This is a genomic window from Acinetobacter sp. N1-1 (genome assembly GCF_056711485.1).
Window position 1 is genome coordinate 1034296 of the sequence record NZ_JBWXUO010000012.1, and the last position, 15458, is coordinate 1049753.

16 protein-coding genes are annotated in these 15458 nt (G+C 36.2%); 7 read left to right on the forward strand and 9 right to left on the reverse strand.

Translation table 11 applies throughout. From position 1 onward, the window contains the following. The first annotated feature begins 15 nt into the window (after nt 1–15). Together tuf and rimI are read left to right on the forward strand one after the other, a co-directional pair. Nucleotides 16–1206 (forward strand): elongation factor Tu, encoded by a 1191-nt coding sequence (tuf, locus tag AC1MPL_RS05145; RefSeq protein ID WP_479764738.1) that lies wholly within the window; start codon nt 16–18, stop codon nt 1204–1206. A gap of 119 nt (nt 1207–1325) precedes the next feature. Further along, nucleotides 1326–1784 carry a ribosomal protein S18-alanine N-acetyltransferase gene (rimI, locus tag AC1MPL_RS05150; protein ID WP_479764739.1) on the forward strand — a complete coding sequence of 153 codons (459 nt, stop codon included), beginning with the start codon at nt 1326–1328 and terminating at the stop codon, nt 1782–1784. A 3-nt stretch (nt 1785–1787) separates the two neighbouring features. On the opposite strand, the gene AC1MPL_RS05155 is transcribed toward rimI, so the two are convergent. The 3 genes from AC1MPL_RS05155 to trxB form a co-directional block, all read right to left on the reverse strand. Further along, the gene (locus tag AC1MPL_RS05155; protein ID WP_479764741.1) at nt 1788–2603 is read right to left on the reverse strand and encodes an arginyltransferase; all 816 of its coding nucleotides are present in this window, start codon (nt 2601–2603) and stop codon (nt 1788–1790) included. A 21-nt stretch (nt 2604–2624) separates the two neighbouring features. Then, nucleotides 2625–3359, reverse strand: a complete 735-nt coding sequence (gene aat, locus AC1MPL_RS05160; protein WP_479764742.1) for a leucyl/phenylalanyl-tRNA--protein transferase — start codon at nt 3357–3359, stop codon at nt 2625–2627. 63 nt (nt 3360–3422) lie between these two features. After that, nucleotides 3423–4373 (reverse strand): thioredoxin-disulfide reductase, encoded by a 951-nt coding sequence (trxB, locus tag AC1MPL_RS05165; RefSeq protein WP_479764744.1) that lies wholly within the window; start codon nt 4371–4373, stop codon nt 3423–3425. A 244-nt stretch (nt 4374–4617) separates the two neighbouring features. Between trxB and AC1MPL_RS05170 the strand changes: the two genes are divergently transcribed. From AC1MPL_RS05170 to AC1MPL_RS05185, 4 genes are all read left to right on the forward strand, one after another. Beyond that, on the forward strand, nt 4618–7572 hold the full coding sequence (locus AC1MPL_RS05170; protein WP_479764746.1) for a DNA translocase FtsK: 2955 nt from the start codon (nt 4618–4620) through the stop codon (nt 7570–7572). A 96-nt stretch (nt 7573–7668) separates the two neighbouring features. Beyond that, on the forward strand, nt 7669–8307 hold the full coding sequence (locus AC1MPL_RS05175) for a LysE family transporter (protein WP_479764748.1): 639 nt from the start codon (nt 7669–7671) through the stop codon (nt 8305–8307). Nucleotides 8308–8992: 685 nt separating this feature from the next. Further along, the gene (locus tag AC1MPL_RS05180; protein ID WP_479764750.1) at nt 8993–9493 is read left to right on the forward strand and encodes a hypothetical protein; all 501 of its coding nucleotides are present in this window, start codon (nt 8993–8995) and stop codon (nt 9491–9493) included. Between the two features lie 16 nt (nt 9494–9509). Further along, nucleotides 9510–10118, forward strand: coding sequence for a hypothetical protein (locus tag AC1MPL_RS05185; protein ID WP_479764752.1), 609 nt, complete (start codon nt 9510–9512; stop codon nt 10116–10118). A gap of 39 nt (nt 10119–10157) precedes the next feature. On the opposite strand, the gene AC1MPL_RS05190 is transcribed toward AC1MPL_RS05185, so the two are convergent. From AC1MPL_RS05190 to AC1MPL_RS05215, 6 genes are all read right to left on the reverse strand, one after another. After that, nucleotides 10158–10445 carry a PA4642 family protein gene (locus AC1MPL_RS05190; RefSeq protein WP_479764754.1) on the reverse strand — a complete coding sequence of 96 codons (288 nt, stop codon included), beginning with the start codon at nt 10443–10445 and terminating at the stop codon, nt 10158–10160. A gap of 82 nt (nt 10446–10527) precedes the next feature. Next, the gene (minE, locus tag AC1MPL_RS05195; protein ID WP_479764756.1) at nt 10528–10800 is read right to left on the reverse strand and encodes a cell division topological specificity factor MinE; all 273 of its coding nucleotides are present in this window, start codon (nt 10798–10800) and stop codon (nt 10528–10530) included. Between the two features lie 2 nt (nt 10801–10802). Continuing rightward, nucleotides 10803–11615, reverse strand: coding sequence for a septum site-determining protein MinD (gene minD, locus AC1MPL_RS05200; protein ID WP_479764758.1), 813 nt, complete (start codon nt 11613–11615; stop codon nt 10803–10805). An 80-nt stretch (nt 11616–11695) separates the two neighbouring features. Then, complete coding sequence (gene minC / locus AC1MPL_RS05205) at nt 11696–12397, reverse strand: septum site-determining protein MinC (protein WP_479764759.1); 702 nt, start codon at nt 12395–12397, stop codon at nt 11696–11698. A gap of 54 nt (nt 12398–12451) precedes the next feature. After that, the gene (locus AC1MPL_RS05210) at nt 12452–13495 is read right to left on the reverse strand and encodes a preprotein translocase subunit SecA (protein WP_479764761.1); all 1044 of its coding nucleotides are present in this window, start codon (nt 13493–13495) and stop codon (nt 12452–12454) included. 20 nt (nt 13496–13515) lie between these two features. Then, complete coding sequence (locus AC1MPL_RS05215) at nt 13516–14442, reverse strand: acyltransferase (RefSeq protein WP_479764763.1); 927 nt, start codon at nt 14440–14442, stop codon at nt 13516–13518. Between the two features lie 238 nt (nt 14443–14680). Between AC1MPL_RS05215 and AC1MPL_RS05220 the strand changes: the two genes are divergently transcribed. After that, nucleotides 14681–15340 carry a YiaD family glycine zipper/OmpA-like lipoprotein gene (locus AC1MPL_RS05220; RefSeq protein WP_479764765.1) on the forward strand — a complete coding sequence of 220 codons (660 nt, stop codon included), beginning with the start codon at nt 14681–14683 and terminating at the stop codon, nt 15338–15340. Nucleotides 15341–15458: the final 118 nt, after the last annotated feature.

A 15458-nucleotide genomic window follows, 5' to 3' on the forward strand; every position in this document is an offset into this window, starting at 1 on the left:
TAAAGGAAGATCATCATGGCTAAAGCCAAGTTTGAACGTAATAAGCCACATGTAAACGTGGGAACAATTGGTCACGTTGACCATGGTAAAACAACTTTAACAGCTGCTATTGCAACTATCTGTGCAAAAGTTTATGGCGGTGAAGCTAAAGATTACGCAGCGATCGACTCTGCGCCTGAAGAAAAAGCTCGTGGTATTACAATTAATACATCTCACGTAGAATATGATTCTCCAACTCGTCACTACGCTCACGTAGACTGCCCAGGACACGCCGATTATGTTAAAAACATGATCACTGGTGCTGCTCAAATGGATGGTGCGATTCTTGTATGTGCTGCGACTGATGGTCCTATGCCACAAACTCGTGAACACATCCTTCTTTCTCGTCAGGTAGGTGTACCTTACATCGTTGTATTCTTAAACAAATGCGACCTTGTTGATGATGAAGAATTACTTGAATTAGTAGAGATGGAAGTTCGTGAACTTCTAGCTTCTTACGATTTCCCTGGTGATGATACTCCTGTAATCCGTGGTTCAGCTTTAGCTGCACTTAACGGTGATGCTGGTGAATATGGTGAATCTTCAGTAATTTCTCTTGTAGAAGCTCTAGATTCTTACATTCCTGAACCAGAGCGTGCTATCGATAAAGCATTCTTAATGCCAATCGAAGATGTATTCTCAATTTCTGGTCGTGGTACTGTAGTAACAGGCCGTGTAGAATCAGGTATTGTTAAAGTTGGTGAAGAAGTTGAAATCGTTGGTATTAAAGACACGGTTAAAACGACTGTAACTGGCGTTGAAATGTTCCGTAAATTGCTTGACGAAGGTCGTGCAGGCGAGAACTGTGGTGTTCTTCTACGTGGTACTAAACGTGAAGACGTACAACGTGGTCAAGTATTGGCTAAGCCAGGTACAATTAAGCCACACACTAAATTTGACGCAGAAGTATATGTACTAGCGAAAGAAGAAGGTGGTCGTCATACTCCATTCCTAAATGGTTACCGTCCACAGTTCTATTTCCGTACAACTGACGTAACTGGTGCAATCCAGTTGAAAGAAGGCGTTGAAATGGTTATGCCAGGTGACAACGTTGAAATGGCAGTAGAATTAATCCACCCAATCGCAATGGACGCTGGTTTACGCTTCGCGATCCGTGAAGGTGGTCGTACTGTAGGTGCTGGTGTTGTTTCTAAAGTAACAGCATAATCACTGAAAAGTAAAAAAACGCCCTTTTAGGGCGTTTTTTTATGTGTTTAATTTTTTAATTCTAGTAAAGAAAATTAAAATAGATATAATCAGCAAAAAGTCTTATTAGAAAACTTATTATGATTCGTTTTATGGAACAAGGTGATGTCGCACAGGTCTATGAAATAGAAAAAACTGTACAGTCACATCCATGGTCATTGATGCAGTTTGCAGAAGCTCAAAAGAATTATAGTGCTACCGTATATATAGAAAATCAGGAAGTTTGTGGTTTTTGTATATTACAGCCTGTCTTAGATGAGGCAAACCTTCTTCTTATGGCAGTACACCCTAAATATCAGGGCAAAGGTATAGGTTTTAGCTTGCTGGAAAAATCATTAAATTTACTGAAGAATAATCCAATACAAATATTTTTAGAAGTCCGTGAAAGTAATCTAGCGGCAATAAAGCTGTATGAAAAGGCTGGATTTCATCAGATTGATCTTAGGAAAAATTATTATCCAAAGGCTGATGGTTCACGAGAGCATGCAATAATTATGATTAAGTTGTGTAGTGATGATTTTAGTTCTTATATAAGATAAATGTTATTCATTTAAAAATTTGCTCCAATTTGCTGAATAGCTTGTCATTAAAGATTCACCTAAATTTATAATTTCTTCAGAAGAAAGTTGCTTGTTTAAGGTGCGCCATTGCCCATCAAGAAGTAGTTGGAAAGGTGTATATTGGCATTTATAGTTCATTTTCTTTGAGTGAGGAACCCAATAGCCTAAATATACGTAATCGAGATTAAGCGATTTTACATAGTCAATCTGTTTCAGTATTGCAAACACGCCAAGAGAGCGCTTATTTTCGTCAGGTTCAAAAAATGTGTAAACAGCAGAAAGTCCATCATCTAATGCATCACATACGGAAACACTAATGAGTTGATCATCTTTCCATAGTTCTAAAAAAAAACTTTCTGTGCAGGTATTTAGTAAAAATTTTTCAAATTGTTCTTTACTTGCAGGGTACATGTCTCCATCTTTATGTCGTATATTAATATATTTTTCATAAAGCTTATAATGCTGTTCATTCGCTTGATCGATAGGTGTGATATGCATTGTTAGGTCTTTATTACGCTTCCAAGCCTTTTTTTGTTGGCTATTCATCGTAAAGTGTTCTACAGGCACACGACAAGATAAGCATTGTCGACAAGAGTGGCACTCAGGTCTATAAATGTAATCACCACTGCGCCTAAAACCAGTTCTAGATAGATCTGAAAGTGTTAAAACATCTATCCGCTGTTTAGGATCTAGAAAAACCATTCTTGACGGTCGAGCATTTAAGTAGCTACAGTAATGAGGGGGTGTAATAAAATACTGTAGTGTACTTAAAGGGGACTTCGGGGTGTATATATTCATATTCGTCTCCCTCCAGTTAATTTACTTGGTGAGTAGTTGCTGTGAATTTGCAATGTCCTTACTAGAAAATACACTGTCCTGATACTTTTTCCAATCAATTCTAGGCTGTTTTATAACAGTTTGTAACGATTTTAAGTAATTTTCGCGTGTCATGGTTGTTGCACCTAAGCTGAGTAGGTGATCATTTACTAATTGGCAGTCAATCCATGGTAGCTTTTGCTCGGCACCTATTAGCATCAATACGTAAAATGCCATTTTAGAAACATCTGTACGTTGACTAAACATAGATTCGCCAAAGCAGCCATGACCAATGGTTAAACCATATAAACCGCCCACTAAAATGTTTTTTTCCCATACTTCTATACTGTAACCTAAGCCATATTGAAACATATTTACATAACTTTGAATGATATCTTCACTAATCCATGTTTCATTTGTATAGTTGCGAGGCAGTGAACATTTACGAATAACATCTTCAAAAGCACGGTTAATTGTGATGGTGTAATCATGCTTTTTCATGTTTCTAAGGAGTGATTTACTTGGGTGATAGGCATGTGGTGAAATAATACAACGTGGTTCAGGACTCCACCAACAAATAGGCTCATCTTCATTAAACCAAGGAAATAATCCATGCGTATATGCTTCAAGTAATGTTGCAGGTGATAGGTCAGCTCCAAAACAGATGAGCCCATGTCCCTCAGGGTCTGCATCCTTAGCTAGGGGGAATGTATATTGTGATGGTGGAATATTATTCATATAAGTATTAATAATTTTCAGTATGTATGAAAGAAAAAGCCGTAGTAACTACGGCTTTTGATCTTATTCGATGTTGTCTAAGTATTTCTCGGCATCGAGTGCAGCCATACAGCCTGAACCTGCCGATGTAATAGCTTGGCGATAGATGCTGTCTGCGACATCTCCCGCAGCAAATACACCCGGTACAGAAGTTGCTGTTGCATTTCCAGCAGTACCACTATGTATTTGAATATAACCATCACGTAATTCGAGTTGGTCTTTAAACATATCTGTATTCGGCTTATGCCCAATCGCAATAAATAAGCCTTGAACATCGATGTTTTGAGTTGAGTCATCTAGTGTCGATTTTAGACGAACACTTGTTACACCCGTTTGATCGCCTTGAACTTCATCAACTTGATGGTTCCAGATAATAGAGATTTTACCTTCTTTTTCTTTTTCGAAGATATGATCTTGTAAGATTTTTTCAGAACGTAAGCTATCTCGGCGGTGTACGAGTGTTACATGTGCTGCGATATTTGAAAGATATAGCGCTTCTTCTACAGCAGTATTTCCACCACCGACAACCATCACATTTTGGTTTTTATAAAAGAAACCATCACATGTTGCACATGCACTTACACCTTGACCCATAAATGCTTTTTCAGATTCAAGACCTAAATATTGTGCAGTCGCACCAGTAGCAATAATTAGACCATCACATGTATATTCACCCATGTCGCCTTTAAGCGTAAATGGACGGTTTTTAAGGTCAACTTCATTGATGTGGTCATAGAGAATTTCTGTACCGAAGCGTTCTGCATGTGCTTGCATACGTTCCATGAGTGCAGGGCCTGTGAGTCCTTCAGGATCACCCGGCCAGTTATCTACTTCGGTCGTTGTTGTTAGCTGACCGCCAAGTTGTAGTCCTGCAATAAGTGTTGGCTTTAAGTTAGCACGAGCTGCATAAACAGCTGCACTATAGCCAGCAGGGCCTGAACCTAAAATGATCAATCGCGAATGGCGAGCGCTCATAAGTATTCCTTTATAATAAATCGTTGATAAAATTATACGCTAAACAGGAATCTTTGTGTTGTCTGTAAATGTTGATATTATGGATAGGCTAAATCGATTTTAGTTATGTTAATATCTAAATACTAACAAAGCGTTGCATATTTTCTCGTATAACATGTGCATAATATTAAAATTAAATCGTTGAAAAAAGTATTAAACTTTATTTCAGAAACATTCATTGGTTTTTTCAAGTACAGGACAGTATATGACTGCGGTGTCGAGTGTGTATGCACAGCGCTTAATTACGACATTATTTTTAGTATCGTTTGGTATTTATTTGTTCTTAGCAACAGTCACGTATACACCATTTGATCCGGGATGGATGCATATTTCAAGTGATACACAACAAGTATCGAACGCAAGTGGTGTTGCAGGCGCTTGGATTGCAGATTTACTGTTTGGATTTTTAGGGTGGGCAAGCTTACTTATTCCTATTTTTTTCTTTATAGAAGCGATTCAAGTTTGGTGGCCGAGAAGCTTTTTAAGCCGACCTTTTCGTTACGCGGCTCAGTTTTTTATTTTATTGGCAACTTCGAGCTTATTGTATTTGTTTTGGAATGTACCTACAGATGCGTTAACCAATGCTTCTGGCGGTATTATAGGGTATGAACTTGGTTCGAGCCTTTCCCATCTCATCACAATTTATGGTGCAAGTATTTTCCTTTTTGTATTGTGGGGCGTTTTATTTACGCTCGCTTTTGGTGTGCAGTGGAATAAAACATGGGCGACGTTGCAGGCTACACCTAAATATTTACAAGATTTATTTTATCGTAATGTGCCTGAAACAGAGGCTGCATATGACAAAATGGTAGCGCCAAAAAAAATTCAACAATCAGAAATAACCGATTGTGATGAAGAAATAGAAACTACAGATCATCAGGAAAAAAAAGAATCTTTCAAAAAAGCACCGAATACAGATCCTACTGCTGAAAAACTGTTTGATGATTTAATAGTACGCCAAGCTGAACATGAATCTTTAAAGTCCTTTGAAACACCTGTTTCAGATACAAGTAAAGTAATACCTGAAGCCCAAGAGCGCAAGGTTGTGACAGGGCAGGTATGGAAAGTACCTGACCAGAAAACAGAAGATGAACAACAAAAAGAAATTGATGCATTGTTAAAGGCATCTGAAGATGAACATTTGAAGGCAAACTTAACTTCAACAGTATCAAATGTAAATTGGGATGATGATAAGGTCTTTGATGATTTATTAAAGACTGTGCCAAAAGAGGAGGCGGCTACAGATATACATACACCTTTTAATAATAGTGAACAATTATCGAGTGTACCTAGCCAAAAAGTAAATACGCAGACGCAATCTGTTCATTATGACTCCCATGTTGATGATATTGAAAAGTTACTTGCTTTAGATAAGGAAGATTCGCAACCAGTTGCTAGCCATTCCTCTATAAAGAAAAATGAAAATGTTCAATTAGAACCAGCGAATGTATCAAAGCCTGTTAATAGTTATGCGCAATCATCTGCTTTTGTCCAAGCAAATATTCAAACACAACTAGATACAAAACTTTCAAAAGAAGAGTTCATAAATGCTTGGCAAGAAACGGCAGGTAAGCCTGAAGATGACCAAGATGAGTTTGATTTTGATGCACCACTTACAGATGCTTCAGGTCGCCCAATGTCTAGAGCAATGCAAGTGGTTGAAAAGCGTAGAGGGTTATCTCCACTGCCTGAAAAAAGTTTACTTGATGAGGTTGACCCAAATAAAAAAGTAAATTTCACAGAAGAGCAGTTAGCACGTTTATCAGAACTTCTTGAAATCAAGCTACAAGAATTTAATGTAAAAGCAACTGTTGTTGAGGCACAGCCAGGACCTGTTGTTACACGTTTTGAGTTGGATTTAGCACCTGGTGTAAAAGCATCGAAAGTTACTAATATTTCAAGAGACCTTGCACGTTCAATGTCTATGGCTTCTGTACGTGTAGTAGAGGTAATTCCAGGTAAGCCTTATATTGGTATTGAGGTGCCGAATAGTAGTCGTGAAATGGTACGCTTAACTGAGCTGCTTAATACGCAAGAGTATAAAGATCCAAATGGTCTGATTAGTATGGCTATGGGGAAAGATATTTCAGGTCAGCCTGTACTCACAGACTTGGCAAAAGCACCACATATGTTGGTTGCAGGAACAACAGGATCAGGTAAATCTGTTGCGGTGAATGCAATGCTTTTGTCGATGTTACTTAAGTATACACCTCAAGACTTAAGGCTTATTTTAATTGATCCTAAACAATTAGAATTGGCAAATTATAATGATATTCCTCATTTATTAACCCCTGTAGTTACAGATATGAAAGATGCTGTAAGTGCATTAAATTGGTGTGTTAATGAAATGGAGCGCCGTTATAAGCTCATGTCATTTTTAAAAGTACGTAAAATTGTTGATTACAATCGAAAAGTAAAAGAAGCCTTAGAAACTGGTGAAGATCTCATTGATCCAACGTGGAAGCCAAGTGATTCAGCAACACAAGAACGTGCTCCACGATTGCAAACTTTGCCAATGATTGTGATTGTCGCTGATGAATTTGCAGATATGATCATGCAGGTAGGTAAAAAAGCAGAAGAAATGATTACACGTTTAGCACAGAAGTCACGTGCTGCTGGTATTCACTTATTACTTGCGACACAGCGCCCATCTGTAGATGTCATTACAGGTCTAATTAAAGCCAATATTCCAACGCGGGTTGCATTACGTGTAAATAGTAAAATTGACTCAAGAACTATTTTAGATGCAGGTGGAGCAGAAGATCTTTTAGGCCATGGTGATATGCTGTTTTTAGGACCGGGTAAGATTGAACCTGAGCGTTTACATGGTGCTTTTATTAGTGATGATGAGGTTAACCGAATTTGTGATGCATGGCGTGAGCGTGGTGACCCTGACTATGTGGATGAGATTTTAACACCATATGATGAAGAACCATCTACAAGGTCGAGTAGTGAAAATGGTGAAGGTGCATCAGATCGTGATGTACTTTATGATCAGGCTGTTGCTTTTGTCCTTGAAAGTAGAAAAGCTTCTGCATCTTCTTTACAGCGTAAATTTAGTTTGGGCTATAACAGAGCTGCAAGACTGATTGACCAAATGGAAGAAAATGGTGTAGTAAGTGGAGCAGGGCCAAATAGTAAGCGTGAAATTTTAGTTTAAGTCTAAAAAGCCTCTTTAATGGAGGCTTTTTATTTGACCTTTTATTCGAAAAGTATAAAATCTCGCCTTAATTCGTGTTTATCAGGTTTTGTAAAAATGATCACATTACTACTGACATTAGCTTTTATTAATTTATGTGCATTACTTACACCAGGACCTGATTTCTTTTTTGTAACACAAACAGCAATGAGTTCTTCAAAAAAAGCAGCTCTATCTGTGGTTGCAGGAGTAACATGCGGTGTGCTTTTTTGGTCTGTTTTGGCATTTTTAGGACTAAATATTATTTTTGAAAAGGTTGTTTGGCTAAAAAAAGTTTTATTTATTGGTGGTGGAGCATATTTGTGTTGGTTAGGAGTTCAACTTTTAAAGTCAGCATTTTCTAAGAAAAAAATGATTCAGGAAGAAGGAAATCAACGTACATTGATAGTACAACAAAAACGAAAAATGAGTTATTTCTTTCTAAAAGGTCTTGCAACAAATCTATCTAATCCTAAAGTAATTATTTATTTTGGAAGTGTTTTATCACTTTTTTTATCTAATCCAATTTTAGAGCATGTACATGTACTTTTACTCCTTATTGTTATTTTAGAAACGTTACTTTGGTTTACATTAGTGGCTTTAATTTTCTCTTTGCCGACATGTAAATCCCTTTACCAAAGATCTGTTAAGTGGATTGATGGTATCTCTGGAGGTATTTTTACTATTTTTGGTATGTTTTTGATGAGTAATAAATAGTAGGAAAATTTTTCAAAGTTAGTTGAGTTTTTATAATGTAATGGTATGTTTTTTTGTCATAAATAAGAAGAAAGTAGTGTAAAAGTGTATGTTAAGCAATTGTTTGTCATACACTTAATGATCCAGATTTTCTTTAGAAAATCTAACAAAAATACATTGTCGTAGTTCAATACTTTTTATTTAAACGTTACCAAATAAAAATATCTATGATCATAAAATGATATGTGACTTGTAGAGTAAATTTGGTGTTGTTCATTGAATCAAAAAAAATATTCTAGTCCTAATAGCATATATAAAATATCAATACAGGCATTTTATATATTTATTTAACCAACATGGATGTTTTTTGGGTAAAATATGGTCAAATGGTATTTTTTGCCTATAGAATATAGGATATTGATTATAAAAAAATAAGCTAAATTAAGTGGAATAATATTTATTTATCAAGCTATATTCGATATAAAAATAAAATTAAAACGTGAATTAAGTCGCAATTTTTATTAAATTAAGTGACTTAATTTTGGTATTTTATACTAATAAAAAAATAATTTTACTCTATATAATTATTAATTAAATTAAAGTCAAATGTTTACTCTTGATTTTGAGTTAAACATTAGGGTGTTGGGGTAGCTTACTTTAATTTAATTTTATTTATTACTTATGACGGTTTTGAGGTATGACTTAAATGATTAAATTTAATCGGAAAGTGATTTTATTTGTTTCCTCTTTGGTTTTTGCAAGCACATCCGTATTTGCAGAAGATATGATTGATTATGATGGTAAGCCTGAGCAAAAGATTATTTATACGGTAAATGGTAACTCAGGCTTTGTATATAACAAATTAAAAAGTGTATTTCCTATACAATCAACAGGATATAACACAATCATTGTGGATAGTAGTTCAACGCCATCAGACTCTCAAATAAAACAGTTAAAAAATTATTTAGATCAGGGTGTGACACTAATTATTGATGCAAAAGCAGGTGCGGGAACAGCACAAACTGTTGCCAAAAAAATTGCAGGATTTTCTGTGAACTCAGAAGCTGTAATGATTAAGAGCAGTAATGGTGGATATGATGTAACTCCTGTTTCATCAAGTGCATATGCGACCAAACTATCTGAAAATAGTAATGATGATAGTTCGGGGCGTGTATCTAACACTGTAGATGATGTATTTGGTTTATAAGAATAGGAGATAACACATGAACATTAAATCTATTGCACTATCTCTTTTAGCAATTACATCTACACAGATTTTTGCTGATGAATGTTTATATCCACGTAATGAACCGCTAGTTATGGGTGATAACACCAAAAAACTTATAACACAGCAGGCTCGTAATACTTGGGATGATTGGGTTTGGCGTGGTGATGTATATAAATGTCAAACCGTAGGCGTACAAAGATGTGATTATCAATGGAGCAAAGCAGTAGCAACAGCCTATGCTTGGAATGTTGGTGGTACATTAAATTTTGATAAAATCCCAGTTGTTGGTAAGTATCTTCCTGCCAGTATTACAGGTGGCTACAGTAGAACTAAAACGGTTACAACAACATTTGGTTGGAACATCTCTTTAGAGCCTGGCTATTCTGCACAACCAGTTCAAGTTGTTACACGTCGTTGGATGCGTGGTGTTTATAAGGGTGCTTATGTACAGACTGGTGGTAAATGCAATGGTGGAAGTAGTTTAGGAATAAGTCTTAGACCAGACAGAACAAGTATCTATCGTTGGGATGCAAATCGTGTAGCAACAACTTGGTCATCGAATGTTGCTTTAAGAACTTATGCAACTTATCACGTGTTTAAATAACTTAAAATAAAAAAAGCCTCATTCTGATGAGGCTTTTTTTTAACTGTATTTTTTTAAAATTTCTAAAAATGGTGTACTGTGTTTGGGAAATGCACTAATTGTTTGTGCAATTGTTTCACCTTGAGGACCAGTCGCCTCAATATTTCGACCATCTTCTTTAAATTTTTTGAGTAATCTCTCAAAGTCATATGGTCGCATATGTTTATATGCATTATATAGTACGTGATAGTCTGTATTTACTCCAATAGGAGGTAAGTGGTTTAAATAGGCATATACACGTTCGTCTGACCATTCTTCATTGAATGTTGCTGGTTGTGAGACAGCCATGACTTTATCCTCAAATAAAAAAAGCAAAATAACAGAAGTTATTTTGCCTTGAAAATGAGTAATAAGCTAATCAGTATTGAAATTAACGATCTTCAGGTAAATTGATATTCATTTCAAGCATTTCAAGATTAGCTTCAGAGCGTACTTGCATTTGTATATGGTTTTCATCAACCCCACGTACATAGCGATTTACAACTTGCATAATCTCTTTTTTCATCTGATCAATTTTATCTTGGCTTAAGCGACGACCTAAGCCTTGCTCAGAAGCAACAATGACTTTTAAACGGTCTTTTGCCGTCTGAGCGCTACTCTGGCGATCATCATTGCCAAAAATTTTACTCCAAAATCCTGCCATTGTTATGCTCCAAATAAACGTGCCAACCAGCCTTTAGGTTTTACTGTAATATGACGGTATGGTCGATCCTCACCAAGAAAACGTGCTACAAGGTCATCGTATGCTTGGCCTGCTGGGGTTTCGGTATATAGGATAACAGGTTTACCTTCATTTGAGGCTTGCAAAACACTACTACATTCAGGAATTACACCTAATGTTGGAACACGTAAAATATCTTTAGAAATATCATCAATGGTTAGCATTTCCTGACGATCTGCACGTTCAGGATTAAAGCGCGTAATACATAGATGTTTACGAATACGGCCTTCATTTTGTTCTATTTTCTTAGTTTTACTATCTAGCATTCCAATAATACGATCTGAATCTCGTACAGATGAAATTTCAGGATTTGTAACGATAATCGCTTCATCTGCATGATACATTGCTAAAATTGCACCACGTTCAATACCTGCTGGAGAGTCACAGATAATATAGTCAAACTCTTGAGAAAGTTCTTCAATAATGCGTGCTACACCTTCATCTGAAAGTGCATCTTTATCTCTTGTTTGAGATGCAGGTAGTATATAGAGGTTCTCAATATCTTTGTCACGAATGAGTGCTTGTTGTAAGCGTGCTTCATTATTAATTACATTGACAAAGTCATATACGACGCGGCGTTCGCATCCCATAATCAGATCTAAGTTACGTAAACCGACATCAAAGTCGACGACTACGGTTTTGTGGCCACGTAAGGCTAGACCTGTTGCAAATGATGCGCTTGTTGTGGTTTTTCCCACACCGCCTTTGCCTGATGTTACGACAACAATTTTGGCCACCTAATCCACTCCTGTTATGTCACTGTTTTTTTAAGATGCTATAGCGCATATTTTAATTCATTAATATATGGTGTTATACCTTAAATATCTAATGCTTCAAATACAAGTTCTTGATGTTCATTTAAATAAATATGAACAGATTTTTTTTGTACATGTGTAGGAATATCATCTGCAACGCAGTATGTACCTGCAATCGAAACTAGTTCTGCATTGAGCTTAGAACAGAATATTCGTGCAGAGGTTTCACCACTAGCACCTGCAATAATTCGCCCTTGTGCAGCGCCATAAATATGAACATTACCACTTGCAATAATTTCAGAGCCACTATTCATACTTGCATTTAAAATGACATCACCATGTTCTTGAATTAAACACTGACCTGTACGAAGCATTTCATTATGATAAGAAGTTATATGGTTAGACACGTTTGTTTTTTGTGTATTGTTGTCTAAACCTTGATCATTTTCAACTGTTTGCTCAATTGTTGGTTTAATGCGTTGTAATGGACGATCTGAAGGTAAAATAGGAAACTGTATACTCTTAGCTTGGTTGGTTAATAAGCCATCAATAACGGCCATAGGTTGTAGGTCAAGGCTAAGTAGTAGTTGTATGAGTTCGATAAGCTCTTGTTCGACGGTACTATCTATAATGACCGTAGCCCCATGTGATGCAGTATCACTAAGAATCTGCTGAAGTTGCTGGCGAATAGCATCATGATTATTAGTATCGAAGGTTAATCTAGAAAAGTTAACCATTCTGCCGGTAATGCGTATATCAGCCATAGTGTGTCTCAAATAATATATAAAGTTTAGTATGTCTTTTTAAGGTTGTTACACTTAAAGATTCTCTTGGTGTTCTTTAGTGTGCAAAACTTGCTGCCATTGTTTTACTTTCACTTGTTTGCGTATAGAGTTTAAACTTTCATAGACAATAGATTCAACCAATTGTTCTAAGGAATGATTGCTAATATTTATCTCACTCAAAGTGTTGGAGATTAGACGGTAAGTATAATTGGGGTTTGTTACATCTCCCTCAGTCAGTGGAGAGATAACACCTTGAATAACATTTTCAGTGAGGCGTTTTGCAATCACTTTAATATGGTCTTCAATGCGACTACCAACAATTGGAAATAATCTTAATAAATGATGAATTTCTGGGGTGTTTGAAATAGAGTCTTCTATAATTTTTCCCATATTTTTGGAGAGGTTTACTTGTTGCTTCTTTAACTCTGTGGATAACGTTTCTTGTAAAACCTGTGCAAAAGCCTCTGCAAATAAAGGTCTATGGCGGTTGACCATGTCATGAATAATTGCTTTATGTGTTGAGCTGGTATCAAGCTCTTGTTTTACACCATCGATTAATGTAATGACAACACGATCAGATAGTTCTTCCATCACTACACTATAGTAAAATCTTCCTGTTTCTTGCCATGATTGAGGAATAACCTGATACCCAATTTCTTGGAGTCTATAAGCAATAAATCCTGCACGTAATAAGCGTAAAAAACGTAACTGAGGAAAAATAGCAAGTACTTCATACCAGTGAATGAAAGGAAAGAAGAACCATTTTTGATGGTACCTTTCAACAATGGCAATACCCCAGCGAATGAGCAACTCAATTACTAAAAAGCAAATAAACCAACTGTCTGTACGCTCAACCCATGGATGTAACTGAGTTTTATAGTGCTCAAGCACGTCTGAATGGTGTGTAATGACGGAAAACCAGTGTGAAAAATGGCTCATTAAAATAGCATCACTGGTAATACAGAAGAGGTTAAATATGATGATAAACATCATGAAAATGTCATAGACCAAATAAGCTTTCCATGTAAGCGAATTGTGGTCTATGCGATGAAACTTATTTTTAGATGCTTTAGGCATGTAGGTTTTTGCTCGGTGAATCAATCTGTAGGATTTTGATATTCTTTTTTAATTTCATCAATAAGTTCATCTTTTTCTTTCCAACATTTGCTTAACCATTGATAAAATTTTGCACGAAATTCGCGATCTTCTTCATAATTGCCTTCTAGAATCCAATCAGGTATTTCAATTTTACGCATATGTACTACGATGCGTGGAACTTCTCCTAACCAAAACTCGCCATAACCTGGTATACCATCAGGATATACAATGGTCATGTCGACTAAAGCATCGACTTTGCTACCTAATATGTTGAGTGCAAGTGCTAGACCACCTGCTTTGGGCTTGAGTAAGTTTTTATAAGGTGATTTTTGCTGCTTATACTTCTCAGGTGTAAAACGTGTGCCTTCTACGTAGTTAAGTAATGTAAATGGCTGGCTAAGAAGCTGTTCGCAAGACTTCCTTGCTTCCATCATATCACGGTGCTTTAATTCGGGATTCTTGGCAATTTGTGACTTTGTATGGCGCTTCATCATCGGAAAGCCTAAAATTTTAAAGGCCTGACCCACAAAAGGAATAAAAATAAGCTCCCATTTGGTAAAGAAGCGTGTGAGAGGCATTCTTGTACGCCCAAAATATTGATTTACAGTGGTATCTACCCAACTTTGATGGTTTGATGTCATGATATATCGACCATCTAAATGTAAGTCTAAAGATGGATCAATACGAATATCCCATTTTGTTTCTGACAGTATATTGTCAATAAGCCAATTATTGATAGTCAGCCAGTTATTGGTGATTTGAACATTGGTTTCATCAACTTTTTTTGATTGTTTAATGAGTTTAGTCAGGCCAAGTGCCAAAATAGGAGAGCCATGAATCAGTGTGTTGCCTGTAATCACTGAGCCGACAGTGAGACCACGTGTAATTTTTTTCAGTACGCCTGATTTTTTCTGTTTTGATAGCATGGGGCTTCCTAGGTTTGTTAAAGCACAAAAGTAATTTGAATTGTATAAGTTTATTCGAAAAAAATTAAGAAGATATAATACCAATCATAATTTTTTGGATGAAAGAAGATATTTATTTTTAATGGATGTTTTTTATTGTTAATAAGAGTGTGGTTTTTTAACAAAATCTCAATTTCAAAAGAGGCTTTTGCTCTTCATAATTTCAATAACTATATAAACATAAAAAAGGAGTCATGCAATGCGTGCATTAATCGTTACAGGTTTGGTTGGGGCACTTACACTTTCAGGCTGTCAATCTATGGATAATGGCACAGGAAGTAGTGGTCTTGGTCAATATAATAAAACTGCAATTGGTTCATTAATTGGTGCAGCAGCAGGCTATGGTATTTCTCGTGCAAGTGCAAACTCATCGGCTCAAAACAATAGAGCTTTAGCAATTGGTGCATTGGTTGGTGCAGCGAGTGGCTTGTATTTAGATAAGAAAGAGCAACGTTTACGTCAACAAATGGCAGGTACAGGTGTTGAAGTGAATCGTAATTCTGATGGTTCAGTTGGTCTTGTTATGCCGGGTAATATTACATTTGATACGAATCAGTCAACAATCAAATCTAACTTTTATACAACGTTAAATAAAGTTGCACAAACTTTAACTGAAGATAATAAGAGTGCGATTTTAGTGACGGGTTATACAGATAATACAGGTAATGACAGTATTAATATTCCATTGTCACAAGCGCGTGCACAAGCTGTTGCTAATTATTTAGTGGCTCAAGGTGTTTCAAGCACAAAAATTAACGCACAAGGTAACGGTGCTTCAAACCCAATTGCATCTAATGCAACACCAGCAGGTCGTGAACAAAACCGCCGTGTTGAAATTAGCATTTATGAATCAAAATAATGACCCTTTGATGTAAATAAAAAAGTCGCATTCTATGCGACTTTTTTATTGTTAAAATTTCATCAACTCTTTCATTCAGGTTAGGAATATATAAGGTACATCGTTATAATCGTTTTCT

Bases quoted from the DNA above. Each gene is read 5' to 3' on its own strand.
- rimI (WP_479764739.1), top strand. From the start codon at position 1,326: ATGATTCGTTTTATGGAACAAGGTGATGTCGCACAGGTCTATGAAATA.
- aat (WP_479764742.1), bottom strand. From the start codon at position 3,359: ATGAATAATATTCCACCATCACAATATACATTCCCCCTAGCTAAGGAT.
- minE (WP_479764756.1), bottom strand. From the start codon at position 10,800: ATGGCAGGATTTTGGAGTAAAATTTTTGGCAATGATGATCGCCAGAGT.
- AC1MPL_RS05175 (WP_479764748.1), top strand. From the start codon at position 7,669: ATGATCACATTACTACTGACATTAGCTTTTATTAATTTATGTGCATTA.
- AC1MPL_RS05215 (WP_479764763.1), bottom strand. From the start codon at position 14,442: ATGCTATCAAAACAGAAAAAATCAGGCGTACTGAAAAAAATTACACGT.
- minC (WP_479764759.1), bottom strand. From the start codon at position 12,397: ATGGCTGATATACGCATTACCGGCAGAATGGTTAACTTTTCTAGATTA.
- AC1MPL_RS05185 (WP_479764752.1), top strand. From the start codon at position 9,510: ATGAACATTAAATCTATTGCACTATCTCTTTTAGCAATTACATCTACA.
- AC1MPL_RS05190 (WP_479764754.1), bottom strand. From the start codon at position 10,445: ATGGCTGTCTCACAACCAGCAACATTCAATGAAGAATGGTCAGACGAA.
- AC1MPL_RS05210 (WP_479764761.1), bottom strand. From the start codon at position 13,495: ATGCCTAAAGCATCTAAAAATAAGTTTCATCGCATAGACCACAATTCG.
- trxB (WP_479764744.1), bottom strand. From the start codon at position 4,373: ATGAGCGCTCGCCATTCGCGATTGATCATTTTAGGTTCAGGCCCTGCT.
- AC1MPL_RS05170 (WP_479764746.1), top strand. From the start codon at position 4,618: ATGACTGCGGTGTCGAGTGTGTATGCACAGCGCTTAATTACGACATTA.
- AC1MPL_RS05180 (WP_479764750.1), top strand. From the start codon at position 8,993: ATGATTAAATTTAATCGGAAAGTGATTTTATTTGTTTCCTCTTTGGTT.
- tuf (WP_479764738.1), top strand. From the start codon at position 16: ATGGCTAAAGCCAAGTTTGAACGTAATAAGCCACATGTAAACGTGGGA.
- AC1MPL_RS05220 (WP_479764765.1), top strand. From the start codon at position 14,681: ATGCGTGCATTAATCGTTACAGGTTTGGTTGGGGCACTTACACTTTCA.
- AC1MPL_RS05155 (WP_479764741.1), bottom strand. From the start codon at position 2,603: ATGAATATATACACCCCGAAGTCCCCTTTAAGTACACTACAGTATTTT.